Here is a 22,804-nt window from a genome sequence, read left to right on the forward strand (position 1 = left end):
TGACTCGCGCGCTGCATCGCGCTCAGGTCGTCGTCTGCACGTGCAGGCGGCTGGTCTTGCAGCGGTGCAGCGCGCGGTAGTGCTCCAGCGGCCGGCCGTTGGCACCGTAGGCGATCGATTCGATGCGCAGCAGCGGCTCGGGCTGCGGCAGGTCGAGCAGGCGGCAGGTCTCGGCGTCGGGCAGCACGGCGTCGATCCAGCGTTCGGCGCGCACCAGCCGCACGCCGTACTGGCGGCGCAGCACGTCGTACAGCGAACGGTCGTCCAGCCGCGTGCGGTGCAGGCCCGGCGCAAGGTCGGCCGGCACCGCCGTCTCGACCAGCAGCCGCAGCTCGCCATCGACGCTGCGCAGGCGCTTGAGGCCGACCACCTGCGCGTCTTCGGTGAGGCCCAATGCGGCGGCTTCTTGCGCGGTGGCGGCGCGCAGTTCCTGCACGAGGATCTGCGTGCGCACCGAGCGGCCCTTGCGTTCCATCTCGTCGGAAAAGCCCAGCACGGTGGAGACGAAATCTTCGTCGCGCTCGCGTGCCGACACGAAGGCGCCGCGGCCCTTGATCTTGTAGATGAGGTTGTTGCGCACCAGGTCGGCCAGCGCCTCGCGCACCACGATGCGCGAGATACCGAACTGCTCGCCGAGCTCGGCCTCGGACGGCAGCTTGGCGCCGATGGGCAGCACGCCCTGCAGGATCTGCAGCCGGATGGCGTCGCGGAACTGCGCCCACAGCGGCGATTCGGAGTTGCGGTCGAGCGAGGTCGTCGACACGGTGTTGTCGGAGGCGGTGGTGAGGGTCACGTTAGGTCGGGCCGAGGACGGGGCTGGCCATCAATGATGCATCGAAAGCGGAAGGCGCCGGCTCGTTGGCCGCCACCGGTTGGAGGCGCACGCCGTGGCGCTCGCGCAGCGCAGCGGCGCAGGTGCGCAGCTCTTCGTGCGCGCGGGCCGGGTCCCAGCCGAGGGCTTCGGCGGCCACGCCGGCGATTTCGGCGAGCGCGTCGTCGGTGATCAGCCCGCGGATGGCCAGCAGCGTGCGGCGGATCACGAGGTCGTCCAGGTGCACGACGCCGGTCTCCATGCACAGGTACGAGAGTTCGGCCGCCGAATACTCGGGCGCGTGGCGCAGCGGCGTGTCGCCCGAGGCCGCGAGGCGCTGCGCCAGCGGCAGCGCCTTCGAGCCGTAGCGGCGCAGCAGGCCCAGCGCGCGCGCGCGGCCCAGGCCCGAGCCTGCGGTCATCTTGTCGATGAAGCGCTCGGTGGCAGCGGCGTCGGCCGGCAGCTCGGCACCGCCGCCGATGGGCAGCGACTCGGTCGAGGCGGTGCGCGAGCGGCCCAGGTGGCGCAGCACGTGGTCGGTGGCTTCTTCGGCCAGCGCGCGGAAGGTGGTCCACTTGCCGCCCACGAGGCCGACGATGGGCACGTCGCGCGTGGCGCTCGGCGGATCGACCACCACCGAGTGGTCGCGCGAGATCTGGCCCGGCTTGTCGGCGTCGGAGCGCGCCAGCGGGCGCACGCCGACATAGGTGTAGATCACATGGTTGCGATCGAAGGCCATGTTCGGGAACACCTCGCGCAGCACGTCGATCAGGTAGTCGATCTCGGCCGGCTCGGTGACGATCTGGTCGGGGTCTTCCACCGGGATGTCGGTGGAGCCCACCAGCACGCGGTCGAGGAAGGGGTAGACGATGCACACGCGCCCGTCCACCGCCTCGAAGTAGGCCATGCGGCCATCGAGCGCGTCGCGCAGCGCCGGGTGATCGAGCACGAGGTGCGAGCCCTTGGTGCCCATCACGCGCGGGCCAGCACCGCCGAGCACGGCCGCGCTGCGGTCGAGCCAGGCGCCGGTGGCGTTCACCACGGTGTCGGCCGTGACGCGCACCAGCGCGCCGGTGATCTCGTCGCGCAGCGTGAGGATGTTGCCCGCGCAGCCCGTCACGCGACAGTAGTTGGACGCCACCGAGCGCGGCTGGTCGCGGCAGGCGTCGCCGATCAGTTCGAGGATCAGCCACTCGGGATGGCTGATCCAGGCGTCGAAGAAGGTGGCGGTCCAGCGGATCGCGGCGCGGAACAGGCGGCGGTCGTTGGTGGGCACGCGGCTGATGCGGTGGCCCGGCATCACGCGCTGGCGGCGGCCCAGCAGGTCGTACAGGCGCAAGCCCGCGGCCACGGCCAGCAGGCCGCGCGTGCGCTGCGGCGGCGTGCGCCCGAAGAACTTGAGCGCACTGCTCAGCAGCCCGCCGAAGAAACTCGACAGCGGCACCACGGTCTTCAGCGGCTGCACCAGGTGCGGCGCGTTGCGCAGCAGCAGGTTGCGCTCGCGCGTGGCCTCGGCCACCAGCGAGAAACTGCCGTTTTCGAGGTAGCGCAGGCCGCCGTGGATCATGCGCGAGGGTGCGCTGCTGGCGCCCGCGCCGAAGTCGCCCTTGTCGACGATGAGGCAATCGACGCGCTGCAGCGACAGGTCGCGGAACACGCCCACGCCGTTGATGCCGGCGCCGACGATCACCGTCGAAAAATGGCGGCCTTCGAGCGAGGCCGGACGGACGAAAGGCAGTTGCCAGGCGCTCATGACGCACCGCCCGAGAGGTGAGAAAAGACAGGAGACATGCGATCGATCAGTTCGTTGAATTCGGCGTTGAAATCGGCATGGGCCCGCGCGTCGCGCGCGTCGGGTTCGATGAGTTCGCAGGGCGCGCGCAGCGGGCTGGCGGGCCCCGCGTCGTCGAGGTCCTGCGACATCGCTGCATAGAGGGCGGCGCCGCGCGCGCCGGTTTCGTCGTCGGCGCAGCGCTCGACCGGGTGGCCCAGCAGCGCCGCGAGCAGGCGCACCAGGCGCGCATCGCTGGCACCGCCGCCCAGCACGCTGGAGGCCGACACCGGCAGGCCCTGCGACGCGAGGCGTGCGGTGTGGCGCGCATGCAGCGCGGCCACGGCATCGACCACGGCACGCGCCATGTCGGCGGGCGTGTGGTGGCTTTTGAGCCCGACGAAGCCGGCCGTGATGCCGCCCCCGCCGTTGATGAAAGGCAGAAAGCGCAGCCCGTTCGCACCGAGCGGCACGCCCATGGCCAGGTCGACCACGGCGCGCGCCTCGGGCAGCCCGAGCGCGCCGGCCAGCCACGCGATGTTGGCCATCGACGAGGGGCTGTTCTCCATGTACAGGCGCTCGCGCGTGCGGCCGAAGTTGACGAGTGCGGCGACCTGCGGCTGCGGCTCGATGACCGGGCCGATGACGGCGTTGACGCACCACGTGCCCAGCACCGACACGGCGCGGCCGCGGTCTTCGGCGCCGATGGCGGTCATCGAGGCGAGCAGGTCGATGGCGCCCATCGCCACCGGAATGCCCGCGGGCAGGCCGCACAGCGCCGCCTCGGCCGCGCGCAGCCGACCCATCGTCTGGCCGCTGGGCACCAGCGGGCCGAAGGCGCGCGGCCCGAGGCCGTCGATGCCCGCGACCTCGAAGGCCAGGGGCGACCAGTCGCCGGTGGCCAGCGAGAGCAGGCCGGCGGTGCTGGCGTCGCTCGCGTCGGTGGCGATCTCGCCGGTCAGCAGGAAGCCGAGGTAGTCCTTGGCGAACAGCAGGCGATGCAGTTCGCTGCGCTGCACGGCGTCGGCGCCGAGCAGCTCGGCCGCGATCACGGTGGGCTGCCCGGGCCAGGGGCGGCAACCCACGTCCGCGAACAGCCGGTCGCCGTGGCGTGCCGAGAGGGCGAGTGCGCGCGCATCGGCGCGCTGGTCGGTGGAGGCGACGGCGCGGCCGCCGACGAGTTCGTGTTGGGCATCGAGGGCGTACAGGCCTGCGCCGTGGCCGGTGCAGCCGATGGCGCACACGTCCGCGGCGCGCGGGCCGAGCTGGCGGGCCACGTCGCCGAGCACGTGGGTCAGCCCCGCGCGAATCGCCGCCTCGCCCACCTCGCACCCGCCGCCGGGCAGCCGCGCATGCCGCAGGGGCAGGCGCGACACGGCCAGGCTGCGCCCGCTCCCCGCGTCCAGGGCCAGCGCCTTCAGGCTGCTCGAGCCCATGTCGATGCCGATCAGTATTTTGGTCTTCATGTCATAACAGCTTCGGCGGAAAAAAAGACTGTCACCAGTAGCGTTTCCCCTAGTTATCGAGTGAAACGGCCCGCCATTACATTCTAGCCTGTCATAACAACTGTCGTGACACCACGGTCCACAGGCTCGCCACCCAACGGCGGGCCGAAAGCTCTGCCAGTCAACGTGAGGAGACAAAGAATGAGGCGTAATTTCCTGAAGTCCGCGGCCGCTGCCGGTATCGGCCTGGCCGGTGCGAGCGCGTTCGCGCAACAGCAAGCCGCAGCCCCTGCGGCAGGTACCGGCCTGCGCGGCAATGCCAGTGACGTCTACGTGATGAACGTGATGGTCTCGGGCGTCGAGTACTGGTTCCCGGTCTACGAAATGATGAAGCAGCTCGGCCGCACGCTGGGCGTTCGCACCCGCTACACCGGCACGCCGGAGTACGACGTGAACAAGCAGCTCGCATCGTTCGAACAGGAACTGGCGCGCAAGCCCGCCGGCATCCTGCTGCACCCGATGAACCCCGATCCGTTCATCGAACCCATCAACCGCGCCGCCGCGATGGGCATCCCGGTCGTGACCTTCGCGGCCGACTCGCCGAACTCCAAGCGCACCTCGTTCATCACCTCCGACAACGACCGCGAAGGCAACCAGGCCGCTGACGCCATCGCTGCCTCGCTCAACGGCAAGGGCGAGTACGCCGTGCTCGAGAACCCGGGCCAGGACAACCACGACCGCCGCATCTCCGCGTTCGTGAACCGCATGAAGGCCAAGCACCCGGGCATGAAGCTGGTCGGCCGCGCCGCCAGCAACCAGGACCCGAACAAGGCCTACCAGGCCGTGCTGAGCCTGGCGCAAGCCAACCCGAACCTGGGCGCGCTGTTCATGCCCGAAGCCAACTCGGCGCTCGGCGCGGCGCAGGCCAAGGTCGAGACCAAGAAGAACATCAAGGTGATGTGCTGCGACGTCAACGCCAAGATCCTGGACATGATCAAGTCGGGCGACGTGTTCGGTGCCATCAACCCGAACCAGGGCATGCAGGGCTACATGGGCATGATGATGCTGTTCCTGGCCAAGAACCCGGGCCTCATCGATCCGATGAACGACGCCAAGCGCAACGGCACCAACCCGATGGCCGTGCCCTTCCTGGACAACGGCCTGGCCGTGGTCAGCAAGGCCAACGCCGACGACTTCTACTGGGACAAGTACCTTGCCCGCCGTGGCACCAAGGGAATCGGCGAGTGAGCACCCCTGCCGCATTGCTTGAACTGCGCGGCATCGCGAAGCGCTTCGGCGCTTCGCGCGCCCTCTCGGGCGTGGACTTCTCGCTGCAGGCCGGCGAGATCCACGCCCTGTGCGGCGAGAACGGCGCGGGGAAGTCGACGCTGATGAACATCATCGACGGCATCCACCAGCCCGACGAAGGCACCATCGCGCTGCACGGCGACACCGTCGTCATCGACGGCCCCGCGCACGCCATGCGCCTGGGCATCGGCCTGGTGCACCAGGAAATCGCCCTGTGCGCCGACGCCACCGTGGCCGAGAACATCTTCATGCCGGAAATCAACGCCGGCCACCAGGCGTGGATGAACTTCTCCGCCTTGAACACGCGCGCCGCCAAGGTGCTGGCGCGCCTGGGCCAGGACATCGACCCGGCCGCGCTCGTGCGCGACCTGAGCATTTCGAACCAGCAGCTGGTGGAGATCGCCAAGGCGCTCACGCTCGACTGCAAGGTGCTCATCCTCGACGAGCCCACCGCCGCCCTCACCGACAACGAATCGGCCGCGCTCTTCCGCGTGCTGCACGACCTCAAGGCGCAGGGCATCGGCATCATCTACATCAGCCATCGCATGGCCGAGATCTTCACGCACTGCGACCGCGCCACCGTGCTGCGCGACGGACGCAACGTGCACAGCGGCCCGCTCGAAGGCATGACACCCGACGAGCTGGTGCGCCGCATGGTCGGGCGCGACCTGGGCAACTACTACCCGCCTAAGCAATCCGGTGCCGCTGCTGACGCGAACGCCGGCCCCGTGCTGGAAGTCGACGGCATCGCCGACGACGACCGCGTGCACGGCATCTCCTTCACGCTGAAGCGTGGCGAGATCCTCGGCATCGCCGGGTTGATGGGCGCCGGGCGCAGCGAGCTGGCCGAGACCGTGTGCGGCCTGCGCCCCGCGCGGCGCGGCGCCGTGCGGCTCAACGGCAAGACGCTGTCGATCCGCAAGTACAGCGACGCACTGCGCGAAGGCATCGCCTACTTGAGCGAAGACCGCAAGGAGGCCGGCGTGTTCCTCGATCTGCCGATTGCGCAGAACATCTCGTCGATGGCGCTGCGCCGCGTCAGCTCGGCCTGGGGCCTGTTGCAGCGTGCGACCGAGCACCGGCTCGCGGTGCAGCTGGGCGCCAAGCTCAACCTGAAATCGGACGGCGTGGCGATCGAGGTGTCGAGCCTGTCGGGCGGCAACCAGCAGAAGGTGGCGATCGCCAAGCTGCTGGCCACGCAGCCCGCGGTGCTGCTGATGGACGAGCCCACGCGCGGCGTGGACGTGGGCGCGAAATCCGAGATTCACCACATCCTGCGCGACCTCGCCGACCAGGGCGTGGGCGTGGTGGTGATCTCTTCCGAACTGCCCGAGATCATCGGCCTGTGCGACCGCGCACTGGTGATCCGCGAAGGGCGATTGGCGGGCGAACTGGCCCATGACGAGATGACGGAGGAAGCCCTGCTGCGGCTGGCCTCCGGACTTTGCGAACCCGAAGAGGCAATGGCATGAACTTTCCGACCAGAATCGATGCAGGCGCTGCGGCCACGGCCACAGCCGGCTCCCTGCAACCCCGCCGAACAGGAGACCCCGTGAAGCAGAGCAACAAGCTCACGAGCATGCGCGAGGCCGGGCTGGTGCTGATCATCCTGGCGCTGTGCGTCGCGATGAGCTTCGCATCGCCCTACTTCCTCACCTGGGACAATGTGCGCGCGATGCTCTTGTCCTTCTCCATCGAAGGCATCGTGGTGGTCGGCATGACCATCCTGCTCATCGTCGGCGGCATCGACCTGTCGGTGGGCTCGGTGGTGTGCTTCGCGATGGTGGTGACCGGCAAGCTCTTTCTCATGGGCATGGACCCGTGGCTCGCGAGCCTGGTGGCCATTGGCGCCAGCGGCCTCATCGGCGCCATGATCGGCGGCTGCGTCACGCGCATCGGGCTGAACCACTTCATCGCCTCGCTGGCCTTCATGGTGATCGTGCGCGGCCTGTGCCTGGCGCTCACGCAGGGCACGCCGCAGTCGCTGTTCTCGCTGCCGGCCGAGTTCAAGTTCATCGGCCAGGGCACGCTGTTCGGCGTGCCGGCCGTGATCCTGATCTTCCTGGCCATCGTGATCGTGAGCGACTTCGTACTGCGCCGCTCCACCCTGCTGCGCCGCGTGTTCTACACCGGCAGCAACGAGAAGGCCGCGCTGTACGCCGGCATCCGCGTGGGCCGCGTGAAGTTCTGGGTCACGGTGCTGTGCTCCGCGTCGGCGGGCCTGGCCGGCGTGATCTACACGGCGCGCTTCGGCGCCGCCACGCCGACCTTCGGCATGGGCATGGAACTCAACGTGATTGCCGCGGCCGTGATCGGCGGCGCCAGCCTCAAGGGCGGCTCGGGCACCGTGCTCGGCGCCGTGCTCGGCCTGGCCCTGCTGTCGGTGGTGACCAGCTCGCTGATCCTGCTCGACGTATCGCCTTACTGGCAGGACGTGATCAAGGGCTTGATCCTGCTCGCGGCCGTGACCATCGACCACATCCTGAACACCCGAAAGACCAAGCGATGAGCAGCGCAACACAGATGAAGAAGACCACCCTGGGCCCCTCGGGCATCGAAAGCTCGGCCATCGGCCTGGGCACCTGGGCCATGGGCGGATGGATGTGGGGCGGCGGCGACAACGCAGCCGCCGTGATCGCCATTCACGCCTCGCTCGATGCGGGCGTGAACCTGATCGACACCGCACCGGCCTACGGCCTGGGCCGCTCCGAGAGCATCGTCGGCACCGCGCTCAAGGGCCGCCGCCACGAGGCCGTGATCGCCACCAAATGCGGCCTGGTGTGGCACACGCAGCAGGGCACGCACTTCTTCGAGGAAGACGGCCACCCGGTGTACCGTTACCTCGGGCGCGATTCGATTTTTCATGAATGCGAAGAGAGCCTGAAGCGCCTGCAGACCGACTACATCGACCTGTACATCACGCACTGGCAGGACCACACGACGCCCGTGGCCGAGACCATGGACGCACTGCTGGCCCTCAAGAAGCAGGGAAAGATCCGCGCCATCGGCGTGAGCAACGCGACGCCCGAGATTCTGTCCGAGTACCTGACGCACGGCCCGGTCGATGCGGCGCAAGAGCTCTACAGCCTCATCGACCGCGGGATCGAGACCACGCTCGCGCCGCTGTGCGCCGAGCACAACGTGGCGGTGCTGGGTTACTCGTCGCTGGCGCTGGGCCTCTTGGCCGGGCCCATCGACCCCGCGCGCGAATTCAAGGGCGACGACCAGCGCGCCACCAACCCGCGCTTCAGCGAAGCCAACCGGGCCAAGCTCAAGGCCTTCTTCGACACGCTGGAGCCGCTGCGCACGCACCTGGGCTGCTCGTTCGGCCAGATGATGATCGCCTGGACCATCGCACGCGGCACCGTCTCGGTGGCGCTGTGCGGCGCGCGCGTGCGCCAGCAGGCGATTGAAAACGCTGGCGCCGGTGCGGTCGTGCTCGACGGCGAAGCGCTGCAGCTCATCGACGCTGCAGCCAAGCGCCACCTGGACGCGCTCGCCTGAGCTAGCGCGCCCTTTCCCTCCCTTCCTTTTTCCTCACCACGGAGTTCTTCCTTCATGTCGAAAGACAAGACCGCGCGGCTCAACCGCCTGCTGCACAACGGCCGCTGCCTGGACATCGCCCTCGACCACGGCGTGTGCAACGAGCCCACATTTCTCGACGGCCTGGAGGACATGCCCGGCGTGATCGACAAGCTCGTGGCCGCCCGGCCCGATGCGATCCAGCTCAACTACGGGCAGTCCGACCTGCTGCAGAACCGCCCCGGCCGCGAGCGCCCCGCGCTGGTGATGCGCCTGGACATGGGCAACCCCTACAACGCCGTGCACCACCGCGTGATGTGGGCCGTGCTGCAGAACCAGGACGACCCGGTGCTGCCCGCCGTGCAGATGGACGCGGCCTGCGTGGTCGTCAACCTGTTCATGCTGCCCGACGAGCCCGACCTGTTCCGCCAGTGCGTGCAGAACATCGCCCGCGTGCGCGCCGACTGCGACCGCTACGGCATGCCGCTGATGATCGAGCCGCTGGTGATGCAGGCACCCACCGCCACCAGCCGCTACATGGTGGACGGCGACGCCGAAAAGATCGTCACGCTCACGCGCCTGGCGCGCGAGATGGGCGCCGACATCGTCAAGGCCGACCCCACCACCGACGCCACCGACTTCCACCGCGTGGTGCAGGCCGCGCGCTGCCCCGTGCTCGTGCGCGGCGGCGGACGCGAAGACCTGCAGCAGGTGTTCGCGCGTTCGCGCGTGCTCATGGACCAGGGCGCCGTCGGCATGGTGTACGGCCGCAACGTCTACCAGCACGCCAACCCCTCGGCGGTGGTGAGCGCACTGATGGCCATGATCCACAACGATGCCAGCGCCGAAGCGGCCTGGAACATCTACGAATCGGGCGGCGTGAAGTAAGCGCGCCCCGGCGCTGACGCCTTCCCCCCGGAAGGCGCCGGCGCCAACCAGCGGGAGAGCAAGACAGAAGAAGAAGCTGGACGGCGGACAACGCATGCGTTGCCCGCCGGGGGCGCGCCTGCGCGTGCGCTTTCCCTGCAAGCGACCGAGTGATTCGAGAGAACCAAGGACAAGAGGGTTCCCTGCGAACTTCAAACAACCTGGAGGCGACGATGAAGATCCGGTATTTCCTGATGGCGTTCCTGGTGCCGTGCGTCACATTGCTGACGCATGCGGCAATCACCGGGGTCAGTCCGATGACGACCCTCAACAACATGGCCACGGCAGCGGCTGCTGTCGTGGCCGACCCGCTCCCGCTGCAGGGGCCGGGCCTGGGCAACCTCACCTACACCTCGGCGGAACTGTTCAAGCCGGTGTCGATGATCACGAGTGCCGCTCACCCGCTCGATCCGGCGCACAGCGACGCCTACGAATCGCGCGAGGTGCCCGCCACGTTCCCGGGCCGCAAGGACTACGGCATGAACGCCGGCATCATGGTCAACGGCTACTTCCTCACCTCCTTCGCGCCGGACAGCGGCCTCGGCCCGGGCGGCTTCTTGCTGTACGACGTGTCGAACCCGCGCCAGATCCAGCTCGTGAAGAAGATCTACGAGCCCGATGACGCTTCAGGGGGCCGCACCAAGGAGTTCCGCGAAACGCACTCCTTCGGCACCGCGAAGATCGGCGGCAAGACCTACGTGGTGCTGCCCAGCATCAACGGCGTCGAGTTCTGGGACTTCACCGACATCAACGACATCAAGCAGGTGAAGAAGCTGGCACTGCCCGGCGTCAACGCCGGCGACTACGAGAACGTGGCCTGGCAGCTCTGGTGGCAGGCGCCCTACCTGTACGTGGCCTCGGCCGGACGGGGCATGTTCATCGTCGACGCGACCGACCCCGCGAATGCGGTGATCGCCAACCGCGGCGCGGGCAAACCCAACCCGGTGCCCACCGGCGAACTCGGCGGCTTCCGCCTCGGCCCCATCTTCACGATGGGCAACCACATGGTGCTGACCGCGATGGAAAGCAACGGCGGTTTCGCGAGCCTGGACATCTCCGATCCGCTCAACCCCAAGGTGCTCGATTCGATCGCCGGCGCCACGCCGTTCTATTACGCGACCTGCTTCGACGGCAAGACCGTGCACACCTCCGCGCGCGGCAGTGGCGCCAAGATGTACAGCTACGACCTGAGCGACCGCTCGCGCTTCGTGGCCGAAGACAACCGGCTCGTCATCGACGAACAGCTGTACTGCGCCACGCAGGACAACTACGTCATTCAAGGCGCACAGACCCGCATCCACAAGGTCGACGTGAGCAACCCGCTCAACCACGTGGAGGTGGGCCGCGGCGGCATCCTGCGCGAGGACGACCCGAACTTCTCGCACTCGGACAACGGCCAGGTCGCGATGTTCGGCAACCTCGTCTTCGTGGGCAACGACCACGGCTCGGGCAGCGGCTTCGTCGTGCATTCGGTAGAGCCCGACACCACCAAGCCCGAAGTGAAGCAGGTCTCGCCCGTGAACGGTGCGAAGCAGCAAGCCCTCACCTCGCGCATCGGCCTGGGCATGACCGATAGCATCCGGCCCGAGAGCGTGAACAGCAACACATTCATCGTGCGCCCGGTGGGCGGCAACACGCTGGCGGGCACCTACAGCGTGCAGCTGGGCATCGTCAACTTCCACCCCGCGCAGGCGCTGCTGCCAGGCACCAGCTATGAAGTGTTCCTGCCGGCCAACGGCGTGAAGGACTATGCGGGCAACGCCATCGGCGCCGACTACCGCTCCACCTTCAACACCGGCAACGCCAGCGACATCAACCTGATGCACCACTGGCCGCTCACGGGCAACCTGACCGACCAGATCGGCGCCAACGGCGGCAAGCCCCTGCCCGGCGACGCGTTCGAGAGCATCGGCCTGAACTTCGCGAACCGCACCACGGGCGTGGAGCTGAAGAACGACACCGTGGCCAGCGCGCTGGGCGGCACCGCCACGCTGAGCTTCTACATGAAGACCACGCAGGCCGGCAGTGCCAACTCCTGGACCGCGCCCGGCATCTTCGGTCGCGACCAGTCGGGCGGCACCGACGACGTGTTCTGGGGCTGGCTGGACAACAACGGGCGCATCAAGCTCTCGGTGGGCAATGACGCCGGCACCAGCTCCACCGCGGCCGTGAACGACGGCAACTGGCACCACGTCGTGCTCACGCGCGACGCGGCCTCGGGCGCGCAGGCGGTGTACGTCGACGGGGTGAAGACCACGTCGACCGGCTCCACCGGCACCAAGGGCCTGTCGACCAAGTTCAAGTACATGGGCCAGATCGAAGGCAACGCGGCGCTCTTCAAGGGCACGCTGGCCGAGGTGCGCGTGTACGGCCGCGTGCTCGGCCAGGCCGAGGTGGACACGCTGCGCGGCCAGGCCATCATCGGCGACCCAGGCCTGGGCGGCGGGCCCAAGCTGGTCAACGGCCAGCTGACCTTCAACCCCGCGACGCTCGGCGCCAGCGGCGTGCAGTTCCGCTGGAACTTCGGCAACGGCACGCAGACGGCCTTCTCGTCGGTACCGAACACCAACTACACCTACACCACCCCGGGCCACTACACGGTGACCCTGACGGTGAAGGACAGCAGCGGCCGCGAGACCTACTACACCTACAACGTGACCATCATTGCGCCAGTCACCGCGACCGCGCCGACGCACACGACCAACATCGCGGGCGATGCGAGCCGGGTGTACTCGGTGAACCCCGACAGCGGCACGGTGGCCGCCGTCGACGCCACCTCCCTGGCCAAGCTCTGGGAAGTGCGCGTGGGCGACGAGGCCAAGACGCTGGCCGTCGGCCCCGACGGCCGCATCTGGGTCGCGGTGCAGGGCGAGGACAAGCTGGTGGCGCTCAACGCCGCCGACGGCTCGCAGTCGGTGTCGATCCCGCTGGCCTACGGCAGCGGCCCCTACGGCGTGGCCTTCACGCCCAACGGCGCCAAGGGCCTGCTCACGCTCGAAAGCAAGTCGGTGCTCATGAGCTTCGACCCGAGCAACGGCGCCACCACCGGCGCGCTGGCCATCGAAGGCGGCGTGCGCGGCATCGCCGTGAGCGCCGACTCGCAGGTGGCCTACGTCACGCGCTTCAAGTCGAAGATGACGGGCGGCCAGCTGCACAAGGTGAACCTGCAGTCGATGACCGCGCTGCAGACCATCCCGCTGCCGGTGGACACCACGACCGTCGACACCGAGAGCCGTGCGCGCGGCGTGGCCAACTACCTGAGCCAGGTGGTGATCTCGCCCGACGGTTCGCGTGCCGTGCTGCCTTCGAAGAAGGACAACATCGTGCGCGGCCGCTTCCGTGACGGCACCGACCTGCCGCACGACCAGACGGTGCGCTCCATCCTGTCGCAGGTGAACCTGCAGGGCGCCGCCGAGGTGTTCGCCGAGCAGATCGACTTCGACGACCGTTCCCCCGCGCGCGCCGCGCTGTACTCGCCCGCCGGCGACTACCTGTTCGTGGCGCAGATGGAAGGCAACCGTGTCGCCATCGTCGACAGCTACACCCGCGCGGTGCGCGGCGAGATCAACGCCAGCAGCGCCCCGCACGGCCTGTACCTCGATGCGGCGCGCAAGCGGTTGTTCGTGAACAACTTCCTAGCGCGCTCGGTGTCGGTGCATGACGTGGCGCAGGTGCTGTCGGCCGAGACCAACGCGGCGATCTTCCTGCAGAACGTGTCCACCGTGGCGCAGGAGCCGATGGCGGCCGCGGCGCTGCGCGGCAAGCAGGTGTTCTACAACGCGGCCGACCGGCGCATGAGCAAGGACAACTACATGTCTTGCGCGAGCTGCCACGCGGACGGCGGCGACGACGGCATGGTGTGGGACTTCACCCAGCGCGGCGAAGGCCTGCGCCGCACCATCAGCCTGCAAGGGCGGCGCGGCACCAGCCACGGCAAGTTGCACTGGACGGCCAACTTCGACGAAGTGCAGGACTTCGAGAACGACATCCGCAACGAGTTCGGCGGCACCGGCTTCCTGAGCAACGCCGACTGGACCGCCACGCAGGCCCCGCTGGGCACGCCCAAGGCCGGCAGGAACGCGCAGCTGGACGACCTGGCCGTGTACCTGGGTTCGCTCAACAAGTACATGCGCAGCCCGGCCCGCGCCGCGGACGGCAGCCTGAGCGTGGACGCGGTGCGCGGACAGACCGTGTTCAACACGGCCCAGTGCGCCACCTGCCACACGGGCGCCACCTTCCGCGACGGCCTGCGGCACGACGTGGGTACCATCCAGACCTCGTCGGGCAAGGGCAGCAACCAGCCGCTGGCAGGCGTGGGCTTCGACACGCCGACCCTGTCGGGCACCTGGAACACCACCGCGTTCTTCCACAACGGCCAGGCGGCCACGCTGCAGGACCTGCTCACGGGCGGCCACGGCAACGCCTCCAGCCTGCCGGCGAACGACGTGGTGGCGCTGCGCGAGTACGTGCGCTCGCAGGACACCGCCCCGGCGGTCGTCACGCGGCTGCGCTCCGACCTCAACCCGACGATGTGCGTGAACATCAAGGGCGCCTCGACCACCAGCGGCGCGACGGCGGTGCAGTGGCCGTGCGGCAATGCGGGCAACGAGAAGTTCACGATGACGCCCGTCACCGGCGGCTACGTGCAGTTCATCGCCGAGCACAGCGGCCTGTGCCTGGCACAGAACGGCACGGCGACCACGAACGCAGCGGTGGTGCAGGTGGCCTGCTCGACGGGCAACACGGCGCAGTGGAGCCTCGTGGGCGGCACGCTGCGCAACCGTGCCTCGGGCTCGTGCCTGGACGTGCCGAACGGCTCGACCACGCAGGACACGGCGCTGATCACCTGGACCTGCAACGGCGGCAACAACCAGAACTGGACGCAGCTGCCGTAAGCGCCCAGCTTCGCACCTGATGCGAACCCGGCCGGCCGTTTCGACGGCCGGCTTTTTTTCGTCTGGCGCATGACCTCCCGCGTCATGGATTCGATGCACCCGCTCTGGAACAGTGGGTCCATCGATTCATCAACCCCAGGAGAAAAAACCATGACCGGCTTCAACATCCTCCCGCTCGCCGTTGCCCTGCTGATCGGCATTGCCGCCCTCGGTTCGTGCCTCGGCATCGCGCTGGTGGGCCAGAAGTTTCTCGAAGGCACGACGCGCCAGCCCGAGCTGGTCGACACGCTGCAGACCAAGTTCTTCCTGGTCGCGGGCGTGACCGACGGGGCCTTCATCATCGCGACCGGCATCGGCCTCTGGTTCGCCACGGCCAGCCCGTTTGGTTGACGTTGGCGGAACCCTCCGGCGAGGGCACGGCGCGGCGGAAGCGACACGGTTCACTGGCACCATTCGTGCTAGTACCGTTGACACCGAATTGTTTACGGCTAAAGTATTTAACTATCAACAGTTCAGTTCCTTTTCCACCCTTCCTTCGCCGGAGAGACCGATGCGCCCCACGTTCCTGAAATCGCCCGCGCTGCCGCGCACTCTGCTCTCGCTGCTGCTGTGCGGCGCTGCCCTCGGCGCCTCGGTGTCGGCCATCGCCGCGCCGGTCAAGGTCGGTTTGGCCCTTGATATTTCGGGGCCTTTCGCGGCCCTGGGCGCCGAGGCACGCGACGGCTTCGCGCTCGGCATCAAGCAGCTGGGCGGCAAGCTCGGCGGGCAGGACGTGGAGTTCGTGCAGGCCGACATGGCCGGCAGCCCCGACCAGGCCAAGCAGCTGGTCGACCGCATGATCCAGCGCGACAAGATCGACATCTTCAGCGGCCCCATCGGCTCCAACGTCGCGCTGGCCGTGGGCCCGACGCTGTTCAACGCCAAGGTGCCCTACCTGTCGGCCAACGCCGGCCCGAGCCAGTTCGCCGGTGCGCAGTGCAGCCCCTACTTCTTCGGCACCGCCTACCAGAACGACCAGTTCCACGAGGCCGCCGGCAAGTTCGCGCAGGACCGCGCGTTCAAGAAGATCGTGCTCATCGCCCCCAACTACCCGGCCGGCAAGGATGCGCTCGGCGGCTTCAAGCGCCAGTTCAAGGGCCAGGTGGCCGACGAGCTGTACACCAAGCTGGGCCAGATCGACTACGCCGCCGAGCTCGCGCAGCTGCGCGCGGCCAAGCCCGACTCGATCTACTTCTTCCTGCCCGGCGCGATGGGCATCAACTTCATCAAGCAGTTCGTCGGCGCGGGCCTGTCGAAGGACATCACGCTCGTCACCAGCGGCTTCTCGGCCGACGAAGACGTGATCGGTGCCGTGGGCGAGCCGATGCTCGGCCTGTTCAACACCTCGCACTGGGCGCACGACCTGGACAACGCCGCCAACAAGGCCTTCGTGGCCGCGTTCCGCAAGGAATACAACGGCCGCTACCCGTCGGTGTACGCCGCGCAGGCCTATGACGCGATCCTCGCGATGGACGCCGCCGTGAAGCAATCGGGCGGCAATGCGCAGAACCGCGACGCCGTGGTCGCTGCCCTGAAGAAGGCCAACTACGCCTCGACGCGCGGCACCTTCAAGTACGCCAACAACCACTTCCCCATCGAGAACTTCTACCTGCGCGTGATCGGCAAGGATGCGCAAGGCAAGGTGACGAACAAGCTGATCAACACCGTGCTGACGAACTACGGCGACAGCTACGCCAGCAAGTGCGCAATGAAGTGATGCGGCTCGTTTTTCCATGAGCGGCATCCTCGTCCTCGAGCAATTGCTCAACGGCATCGGCTACGGCTTGATGCTCTTTCTTCTGGCGGCGGGCCTCACGCTGGTGTTCGGCATCATGGACGTGCTGAACCTCGCGCACGGCTCGCTGTTCATGGCCGGCGCCTACGTGGCGGCCGAGGCGCACACGCGCACCGGCTCGTTCGCCGCGGCCATCGTGGTCGCGGTGCTCGTCACCGTGGTGGTGGCGCTGCTCATCGAGGTGCTGCTGATGCGTCGCCTCTACAAGCGCGACCACCTGGCGCAGGTGCTCGCCACCTTCGGCGTGATTTTGGTGGCCGACGACATCGTCAAGATGATCTGGGGCCCCTCGCCCATCATGGCGCCCACGCCGGCCGCGCTCTCGGGCCCGGTCGAGCTGATGGACGGCCTGCCCTACCCCTCGTACCGGCTCGTGATCCTCGCAGGCGGCGTGCTGATGGCGCTGGCGCTGTACGTGCTCGTGAACCACACGCGCATCGGCATGCGGGTGCGCGCGGGCGCGTCCGACCGGCCGATGGCCGAGCTGATGGGCGTGCGCGTGGGCCGCATCTTCAACGGCGTGTTCCTGCTCGGTGCGGCACTCGCTGCACTGGCCGGTGCGCTCATGGGCCCGATCGTCGCGGTGCAGGTGGGCATGGGCGAAGCCATCCTGATTCCGGCGCTGGTGGTGCTGGTGATCGGCGGCATCGGCTCGGTGCGCGGCGCCTTCGTGGCCGCGCTGCTGGTCGGCGTGGTCGACACCATCGGCCGCGCCTTCGTGCCGATGCTGCTGCGCGCCACGCTGCCGCCCGCGACGGCGGCCGACCTGGGGCCGCTGTTCGCCGAGGTCGCGATGTACGCGCTCATGGTCGTCGTCCTGATCTTCCGGCCTTCCGGCCTCTTCTCGGCCCGCGCATGAAATTCTCGTCACGCACCTTCGGCCTCGGGCTGCTCCTCGTGGCGCTCGCGGCCTTTCCGCTGGTCGCGCCGCTGTTCGGTCTCGACTTCTACATCGGCTTCGTGCGGCGCGTGCTCATCGTCGCGCTGGCCGCCGCGAGCCTGAACTTCATCCTCGGCTTCGGCGGCATGGTGGCGCTCGGGCATGCGGGCTTCATCGGCATGGGCGCCTACACGGTGGTGGCGCTCAGCGACGCCGGCGTGATGTCGGCCTGGATCCTGTGGCCCATGGCCGCGCTGGTGGCCGGCCTCGTCGCCGCGCTGATCGGCACGGTGGCGCTGCGCACGCGCGGCGTGTACTTCATCATGACCACGCTGGCTTTTGCGCAGATGCTGTACTTCGTCGTCGTGTCGCTGCGCAAGTACGGCGGCGACGACGGCTACACGCTGATGTCGCGCCCCACGCTGCTGCCGGGCCTGGACCTGGGCAACGAATCGACCTTCTACTGGGTGGTGCTCGCGGTGGTGGCGCTCGCGCTGTGGTGGCTGCACCGCGCCACGCAGGCGCGCTTCGGCCATGCGCTGATGGGCATCCGCGACAACGAGACGCGCATGCGCGCGCTGGGCTACCCGGTGTTCCGGCTGCAGCTCGTCGGCTTTGCGGTCTCGGGCGCGATCGCCGGTCTGGCCGGCGCGCTGCTGGCCGGCGGCAACGGCTTCGTGAGCCCCGCGACCATGCACTGGACGCAGTCGGCCACGCTGGTGGTGATGGTCGTCATCGGAGGCCTCGGCCGCAGCTGGGGCGGGCCGGTGGGCGCCGTGGTCTGGCTGGTGCTCGAGGAAGTGCTCAAGCAGCACACCGAACACTGGCACATGCCGCTGGGCCTGCTGCTGATCGCCGTCGCCCTCTGGGCTCCGCGCGGCTTGGCCGCACTGTCCACGAAACGCCGCACGGTCGCAGCAGCAGCGGCCTCCGCTGCAACTGCCGCAGGGAGTGCCAAGCCATGAGCCTTTTCAGAATCGAAGGGTTGGTCAAGCGCTTCGGCGGCCTGCTGGCGACCGACCATGTGAACCTCACGGTGGAGCGCGGCGAAGTGCATGCGCTCATCGGTCCCAACGGCGCGGGCAAGACCACGCTGGTGAACCTCATCACCGGCCTGCTCGAAGCCGACGCGGGCCGACTGATGCTCGACGGGCAGGACATCACGGCCTACAAGGACCACCAGCGCGTGGCGGCCGGCATGTCGCGCTGCTTCCAGGTGACGCGCGTGTTCGCGAAAGAAACCGTGCACGACAACCTGATGCTCGCGGCGCAGGCCCATGCGGGCAGCAGCCTGCGCTTTCTCGCGCCGCGCGCCAACGAACGCGCGCTGGTCGACCGTGCCCACGCACTGGCCGACCGCGTGGGCCTGGGCAGCGAGCGCCACCGCATCGCGGGCACGCTGCCGCACGGCGCGCAGCGCGCGCTCGACGTGGCACTGGCGCTGGCCGCCGAACCCAAGCTGCTGCTGCTCGACGAGCCGATGGCGGGCATGGGCCCCGACGAGTCGGCGCGCATGGTCGATCTCATCGAATCGCTGCGCGAATCGATGGCCATCCTGCTCATCGAGCACGACATGGACGCCGTGTTCCGCCTCGCCAACCGCCTCACGGTGCTGGTGCAGGGCAAGGTGCTCATGAGCGGCACGGCCGACGAAGTGCGGGGCCACCCCGATGTGCAGGCCGTGTACCTCGGCACCGAAGCAGAAGGGCATCTATGACTCCCCCCCAGGCTACGCGCACTTCGTGTCGCTTCGCCAACCCCCTACCGGGGGCAACACCTGCGGCCCGGCAAAGCCGGTTCCGCGGTGTTCCTGGCCTTGTGGCCTGTCTCGCACTTTCGCGTGCGACGAGGTATTGAGATGCTGTTAGAAGCTACATCCATCGAAGCCGGCTACGGCGCCAGCCAGGTGCTGTTCGGCATCGACGTGCGCGTCGGTGCGGGCGAAGTGATGGCGCTGCTGGGCCGCAACGGCATGGGCAAGAGCACGCTGCTGAAGGTGCTGACCGGCACGATCGCGCCGATGCGCGGCGGCGTGCAGTTCTGCGGCGCGGCCATCGGCGGCCACCGGCCCGACGCCATCGCGCGGCGCGGCATGGCCATCGTGCCCGAGGGGCGCCACGTGTTCCCCAACCTCAGCGTGGACGAGCACCTGCGCGCCTTCGCACGGCCCCGCCCCGGCAGCGCGCCGCGCTGGACCGTCGAGGCGCTGTACAAGCTCTTTCCGCGCCTGTCGGAACGCAAGGCCAACGCGGGCAACCAGCTCTCGGGCGGCGAGCAGCAGATGCTGGCCATTGCGCGTGCGCTGTCGACGCACCCGCGCCTGCTGATCCTCGACGAAGCCACCGAAGGCCTGGCCCCGGTGATCCGCGAGGAGATCTGGCACTGCATCGCCACGCTCAAGTCCGAAGGCGAAGCGATCCTGGTGGTCGACAAGTACGTGCAGCGCCTGCTGCCGCTGGCCGACCGCCACATGATCCTCGAGCGCGGACGCGTGGTGTGGCAGGGCGACTCGGCCGCGCTCGACGCCGACCGGTCGCTGTGGACGCGCTACCTGGGCGTCTGAACGCGGGCCGCGTTCGTTTTATTCGGGCGCGGCGTCGAGTTTCAGGATGAGTTCGCGGCTGGCCTGATTGAGCCCGACGACCTCCACCACGCTGCCGTGCTTGCGCAGCCGCTCGACCACCTTGGTCAGCGCGGTCACGGCGGTCACGTCCCAGAAGTGCGCCTGCGTCACGTCGATGCGCACGGGTGCACCGTCGACCTCGCGCACGTCGAAGGCGTCGACCAGCATGTCGGCCGAGGCGAAGAACACCTGGCCCGTCACACGGTAGACGCGCGTGCCGCCTTCTTCCACTTCGGCCTGCACCTGCAGCAGCCGCGCGACCTTGAAGGTGAAGAACACGCCGCTGAGCATCACGCCGCCGGCCACGCCCGCGGCGAGGTTGTCGGTGGCGACGGTGACGGCCACCGTCGCGAGCATCACGGCACTCGACATGCGCGGGTGCCGCACCAGCGTGCGCAGCGAGCCCCAGTCGAAGGTCGAGGCCGACACCATCACCATGATCGCGACCAGCGCCGCCACCGGCACCTGCGACACCCAGGGCTTGAGCAGCACCATGAGGATCAGCAGGAAGACACCGGCGAACAGCGTCGACAGCCGCCCGCGCCCGCCGTAGCGCACGTTGCTCACGGTCTGGCCGATCATTCCGCAGCCCGCGATGCCGCCGAAGCAACTGGCCGCGACGTTGGCGATGCCCAGGCCGCTGCACTCGCGGTTCTTCGAGCTCGGCGTGTCGGTGAGTTCGTCGACCACGCTTGCGGTCATCATCGATTCGAGCAGGCCGACCATCGCGATCGCGAAGGCCGGCAGCGCGATGATGCGCAGCGTCTCCAGCGTGAGCGGCACCGAGGGGAACGCGAACGTGGGCAGCGCATCGGGCAAGTGCCCGAGGTCGGCCACGGTCTTGAGCGGCAGGCCGAGCCACTGGCCCACCAGCGTCACGACCACAATGCACACCAGCGGCGACGGCACCGCGGTCGTCAGGCGCGGCAGCAGGTAGATGATGGCCAGCCCGAGCCCGACCATGGCCCAGGTCGCGATGTTGGCGCCGATGAAGTGCGGCATCTGCGCCGCGAAGATCAGGATGGCGAGTGCGTTGACGAAGCCGGTGCGCACCGACGACGACACGAAGCGCATCAGCACGCCGAGGCGCAGCAGGCCGAACACGATCTGCATCGCGCCCGCCAGCACGCCCGCGGCCAGCAGGTACGGCAGGCCGTGCGCATGCACCAGCGGCGCGGCCACCAGCGCCACCGAACCGGCCGCGGCCGACACCATGGCCGGCCGGCCGCCGGTGAAGGCGATCACGAGGCCGATGACGAACGAGGCGAAAAGGCCGACCGCCGGGTCCACGCCGGCGACGAAGGAAAAGGCGATGACCTCAGGGATGAGCGCGAAGGTGGCGACGGCGCCGGCCATCAGCTCGCGGGGAATGCTCGGGCACCACTCGGTGCGCAGGCGACTGTGGGTAGAAGACATGGGAAGCGGCAACAGTCCGCGGGCGTCGCAAGGGGCGCCGCGATGCGGAACAGGAAAAAGAGAAGGAGGGCCGGCGTGCGGCCTCCGTGCGGATGGCGACGGCCGGGAGCCGCCGCGCTTCACGCCGCCCGCGTCAGGGAGGCGTCGGCCGCGAGCAGCCCGACTGCCGGCGGCGGATGGGGAAGCGGGGCATCCGGGAACACATGGGCGCCGATTGTAGGGAGCGCCGTTGCTCAGAAGGCGTGAATGAATCCGGCGTGGCCGAGCAGCCCGCCCAGGCGCGCCCCATCAAGGCGCAAAGCGCAGCCATAGCTCGGGCTATGGCGAGCATTTGCAACGCAGAGGGGGCGTGTCTGGGTGGGATGAGCGGGCATGACGGGTTCGTTCACGCCTTCTTAGTTCAGACCGAACGCGTGATGCCGCCGTCCACGCGCAGGTTCTGCCCCGTGATGTAGCCCGCGCCCTCGGAGGCCAGGAAGCCGATGGTGGCGGCGATCTCGGCGCTGCGGCCGTAGCGGCCCATCGGGATGCGCTCGCGGAACACGTCCTTCTCGGGCAGGCTGTCGATGAAGCCGGGCAGCACGTTGTTCATGCGCACGTTGTGCTTCGCATACTGGTCGGCGAAGAGCTTGGTGAAGGCCGCAAGGCCGGCGCGGAACACGCCCGAGGTCGGGAACACGGGGTCGGGCTCGAAGGCCGCGAAGGTCGAGATGTTGATGATCGCGCCGCCGCCCTGCTTCACCATGTGCGGCGCCACGAGGCGCGCGGGTCGCACGGCGCTCAGGAAGTAGACGTCCATGCCGCGGTGCCAGTCGTCGTCGCTGATCTCCAGGATCGGCGCGCGCGGGCCATGGCCGGCGCTGTTCACGAGCACGTCGATGCGGCCCCATTCGGCGATGACCTTGTCGACGAGGCGTTTGACGTCGTCGTTCGACTGGTTGGAACCCGTGACGCCGATGCCGCCGAGTTCCTGCGCCAGCGCCTCGCCCTTGCCCGACGAGGACAGGATGGCCACGCGAAAGCCGTCGTCTGCGAGCTTGCGCGCTGCGGCGGCGCCCATGCCGCTGCCGCCGGCGGTGACGATGGCTACTTTTTGGGGGGTGTCTGAAGGCATGCGGGCTCCTTGGGTTCGTTCATTCGAAACACGCATTGTGGCGAGGGCGCTGTGGGCTGAGGGCTCTCGGGGGGAATGCTTAGTGGGGGTTGCTTTCGGGGCGCGTGCACAGGCCACCGGGTACTTCCCTCCGCGAATGTCCCCCGGGCTTCGCCCTCCTCCTGATATTGTTTAATCCGCTCCTACCGCGCTAAAGGGAGCCCGTTCGGTGAACCCCGATCTCCTCCTTGGGCCGACCAGCCCGCAATCAAGACTGGG

At 68.6% G+C, this 22,804-nt stretch carries 17 protein-coding genes; 12 read left to right on the forward strand and 5 right to left on the reverse strand.

Annotated features, from left to right (window positions below; translation table 11 throughout):
- Positions 1–22: 22 nt before the first annotated feature.
- From AAG801_RS06675 to AAG801_RS06685, 3 genes are read right to left on the reverse strand one after another with little or no spacing between them, the layout of a single operon-like run.
- Positions 23–793, reverse strand: a complete 771-nt coding sequence (locus AAG801_RS06675; protein ID WP_180288626.1) for a GntR family transcriptional regulator — start codon at positions 791–793, stop codon at positions 23–25.
- Position 794: 1 nt separating this feature from the next.
- Positions 795–2,564 carry a glycerol-3-phosphate dehydrogenase/oxidase gene (locus tag AAG801_RS06680; RefSeq protein ID WP_341887699.1) on the reverse strand — a complete coding sequence of 590 codons (1,770 nt, stop codon included), beginning with the start codon at positions 2,562–2,564 and terminating at the stop codon, positions 795–797.
- A complete protein-coding gene (locus AAG801_RS06685; RefSeq protein ID WP_341887700.1) occupies positions 2,561–4,048 on the reverse strand; it encodes an FGGY family carbohydrate kinase in 1,488 nt (495 codons plus the stop codon). The genes AAG801_RS06680 and AAG801_RS06685 overlap by 4 nt, the downstream gene beginning before the upstream one ends.
- A 180-nt stretch (positions 4,049–4,228) precedes the next feature.
- Here AAG801_RS06685 and AAG801_RS06690 point away from each other — a divergent pair, with 180 nt between their 5' ends.
- The 12 genes from AAG801_RS06690 to AAG801_RS06745 all read left to right on the forward strand — a co-directional run bounded on the left by AAG801_RS06690 (position 4,229) and on the right by AAG801_RS06745 (position 19,956).
- Positions 4,229–5,275, forward strand: coding sequence for a substrate-binding domain-containing protein (locus AAG801_RS06690; protein ID WP_153281053.1), 1,047 nt, complete (start codon positions 4,229–4,231; stop codon positions 5,273–5,275).
- On the forward strand, positions 5,272–6,807 hold the full coding sequence (locus AAG801_RS06695; RefSeq protein ID WP_341887701.1) for a sugar ABC transporter ATP-binding protein: 1,536 nt from the start codon (positions 5,272–5,274) through the stop codon (positions 6,805–6,807). Before AAG801_RS06690 ends, AAG801_RS06695 begins: the two co-directional genes overlap by 4 nt.
- Positions 6,804–7,844 carry an ABC transporter permease gene (locus AAG801_RS06700; RefSeq protein ID WP_099794687.1) on the forward strand — a complete coding sequence of 347 codons (1,041 nt, stop codon included), beginning with the start codon at positions 6,804–6,806 and terminating at the stop codon, positions 7,842–7,844. The genes AAG801_RS06695 and AAG801_RS06700 overlap by 4 nt, the downstream gene beginning before the upstream one ends.
- Positions 7,841–8,839: an aldo/keto reductase gene (locus AAG801_RS06705; protein ID WP_341887702.1), complete on the forward strand. Its 999-nt coding sequence runs from the start codon at positions 7,841–7,843 to the stop codon at positions 8,837–8,839. The genes AAG801_RS06700 and AAG801_RS06705 overlap by 4 nt, the downstream gene beginning before the upstream one ends.
- A 54-nt stretch (positions 8,840–8,893) precedes the next feature.
- Positions 8,894–9,745: an aldolase gene (locus tag AAG801_RS06710; RefSeq protein ID WP_192194563.1), complete on the forward strand. Its 852-nt coding sequence runs from the start codon at positions 8,894–8,896 to the stop codon at positions 9,743–9,745.
- 212 nt (positions 9,746–9,957) lie between these two features.
- Complete coding sequence (locus AAG801_RS06715) at positions 9,958–14,679, forward strand: RICIN domain-containing protein (RefSeq protein ID WP_341887703.1); 4,722 nt, start codon at positions 9,958–9,960, stop codon at positions 14,677–14,679.
- Between the two features lie 150 nt (positions 14,680–14,829).
- Positions 14,830–15,069, forward strand: coding sequence for a F0F1 ATP synthase subunit C (atpE, locus tag AAG801_RS06720; protein ID WP_099794683.1), 240 nt, complete (start codon positions 14,830–14,832; stop codon positions 15,067–15,069).
- Between the two features lie 160 nt (positions 15,070–15,229).
- On the forward strand, positions 15,230–16,435 hold the full coding sequence (locus AAG801_RS06725) for an ABC transporter substrate-binding protein (RefSeq protein ID WP_192194561.1): 1,206 nt from the start codon (positions 15,230–15,232) through the stop codon (positions 16,433–16,435).
- Between the two features lie 16 nt (positions 16,436–16,451).
- On the forward strand, positions 16,452–17,372 hold the full coding sequence (locus AAG801_RS06730) for a branched-chain amino acid ABC transporter permease (RefSeq protein WP_056584164.1): 921 nt from the start codon (positions 16,452–16,454) through the stop codon (positions 17,370–17,372).
- The gene (locus tag AAG801_RS06735) at positions 17,369–18,358 is read left to right on the forward strand and encodes a branched-chain amino acid ABC transporter permease (RefSeq protein WP_341887704.1); all 990 of its coding nucleotides are present in this window, start codon (positions 17,369–17,371) and stop codon (positions 18,356–18,358) included. Before AAG801_RS06730 ends, AAG801_RS06735 begins: the two co-directional genes overlap by 4 nt.
- Entirely contained in the window at positions 18,355–19,110 is a 756-nt protein-coding gene (locus AAG801_RS06740) for an ABC transporter ATP-binding protein (RefSeq protein ID WP_341887705.1), read from the forward strand. The genes AAG801_RS06735 and AAG801_RS06740 overlap by 4 nt, the downstream gene beginning before the upstream one ends.
- A 141-nt stretch (positions 19,111–19,251) precedes the next feature.
- Positions 19,252–19,956, forward strand: a complete 705-nt coding sequence (locus AAG801_RS06745) for an ABC transporter ATP-binding protein (RefSeq protein ID WP_341887706.1) — start codon at positions 19,252–19,254, stop codon at positions 19,954–19,956.
- An 18-nt stretch (positions 19,957–19,974) separates the two neighbouring features.
- Here the strand turns inward: AAG801_RS06745 and AAG801_RS06750 are convergent, their stop codons facing one another.
- Both AAG801_RS06750 and AAG801_RS06755 read right to left on the reverse strand, forming a co-directional pair.
- Complete coding sequence (locus tag AAG801_RS06750) at positions 19,975–21,432, reverse strand: SulP family inorganic anion transporter (RefSeq protein WP_341887707.1); 1,458 nt, start codon at positions 21,430–21,432, stop codon at positions 19,975–19,977.
- 400 nt (positions 21,433–21,832) lie between these two features.
- On the reverse strand, positions 21,833–22,546 hold the full coding sequence (locus AAG801_RS06755; protein ID WP_341887708.1) for an SDR family oxidoreductase: 714 nt from the start codon (positions 22,544–22,546) through the stop codon (positions 21,833–21,835).
- Positions 22,547–22,804 lie beyond the last annotated feature (258 nt).

It is taken from the genome of Variovorax sp. YR752 (genome assembly GCF_943372545.1).

Coding starts and splice junctions, on each gene's coding strand:
- AAG801_RS06750 (WP_341887707.1), bottom strand. CDS start 21,432: ATGTCTTCTACCCACAGTCGCCTGCGCACCGAGTGGTGCCCGAGCATT.
- AAG801_RS06700 (WP_099794687.1), top strand. CDS start 6,804: ATGAACTTTCCGACCAGAATCGATGCAGGCGCTGCGGCCACGGCCACA.
- AAG801_RS06755 (WP_341887708.1), bottom strand. CDS start 22,546: ATGCCTTCAGACACCCCCCAAAAAGTAGCCATCGTCACCGCCGGCGGC.
- AAG801_RS06680 (WP_341887699.1), bottom strand. CDS start 2,564: ATGAGCGCCTGGCAACTGCCTTTCGTCCGTCCGGCCTCGCTCGAAGGC.
- AAG801_RS06685 (WP_341887700.1), bottom strand. CDS start 4,048: ATGAAGACCAAAATACTGATCGGCATCGACATGGGCTCGAGCAGCCTG.
- AAG801_RS06715 (WP_341887703.1), top strand. CDS start 9,958: ATGAAGATCCGGTATTTCCTGATGGCGTTCCTGGTGCCGTGCGTCACA.
- AAG801_RS06730 (WP_056584164.1), top strand. CDS start 16,452: ATGAGCGGCATCCTCGTCCTCGAGCAATTGCTCAACGGCATCGGCTAC.
- AAG801_RS06705 (WP_341887702.1), top strand. CDS start 7,841: ATGAGCAGCGCAACACAGATGAAGAAGACCACCCTGGGCCCCTCGGGC.
- AAG801_RS06740 (WP_341887705.1), top strand. CDS start 18,355: ATGAGCCTTTTCAGAATCGAAGGGTTGGTCAAGCGCTTCGGCGGCCTG.
- AAG801_RS06690 (WP_153281053.1), top strand. CDS start 4,229: ATGAGGCGTAATTTCCTGAAGTCCGCGGCCGCTGCCGGTATCGGCCTG.
- AAG801_RS06735 (WP_341887704.1), top strand. CDS start 17,369: ATGAAATTCTCGTCACGCACCTTCGGCCTCGGGCTGCTCCTCGTGGCG.
- AAG801_RS06745 (WP_341887706.1), top strand. CDS start 19,252: ATGCTGTTAGAAGCTACATCCATCGAAGCCGGCTACGGCGCCAGCCAG.
- AAG801_RS06710 (WP_192194563.1), top strand. CDS start 8,894: ATGTCGAAAGACAAGACCGCGCGGCTCAACCGCCTGCTGCACAACGGC.
- atpE (WP_099794683.1), top strand. CDS start 14,830: ATGACCGGCTTCAACATCCTCCCGCTCGCCGTTGCCCTGCTGATCGGC.
- AAG801_RS06725 (WP_192194561.1), top strand. CDS start 15,230: ATGCGCCCCACGTTCCTGAAATCGCCCGCGCTGCCGCGCACTCTGCTC.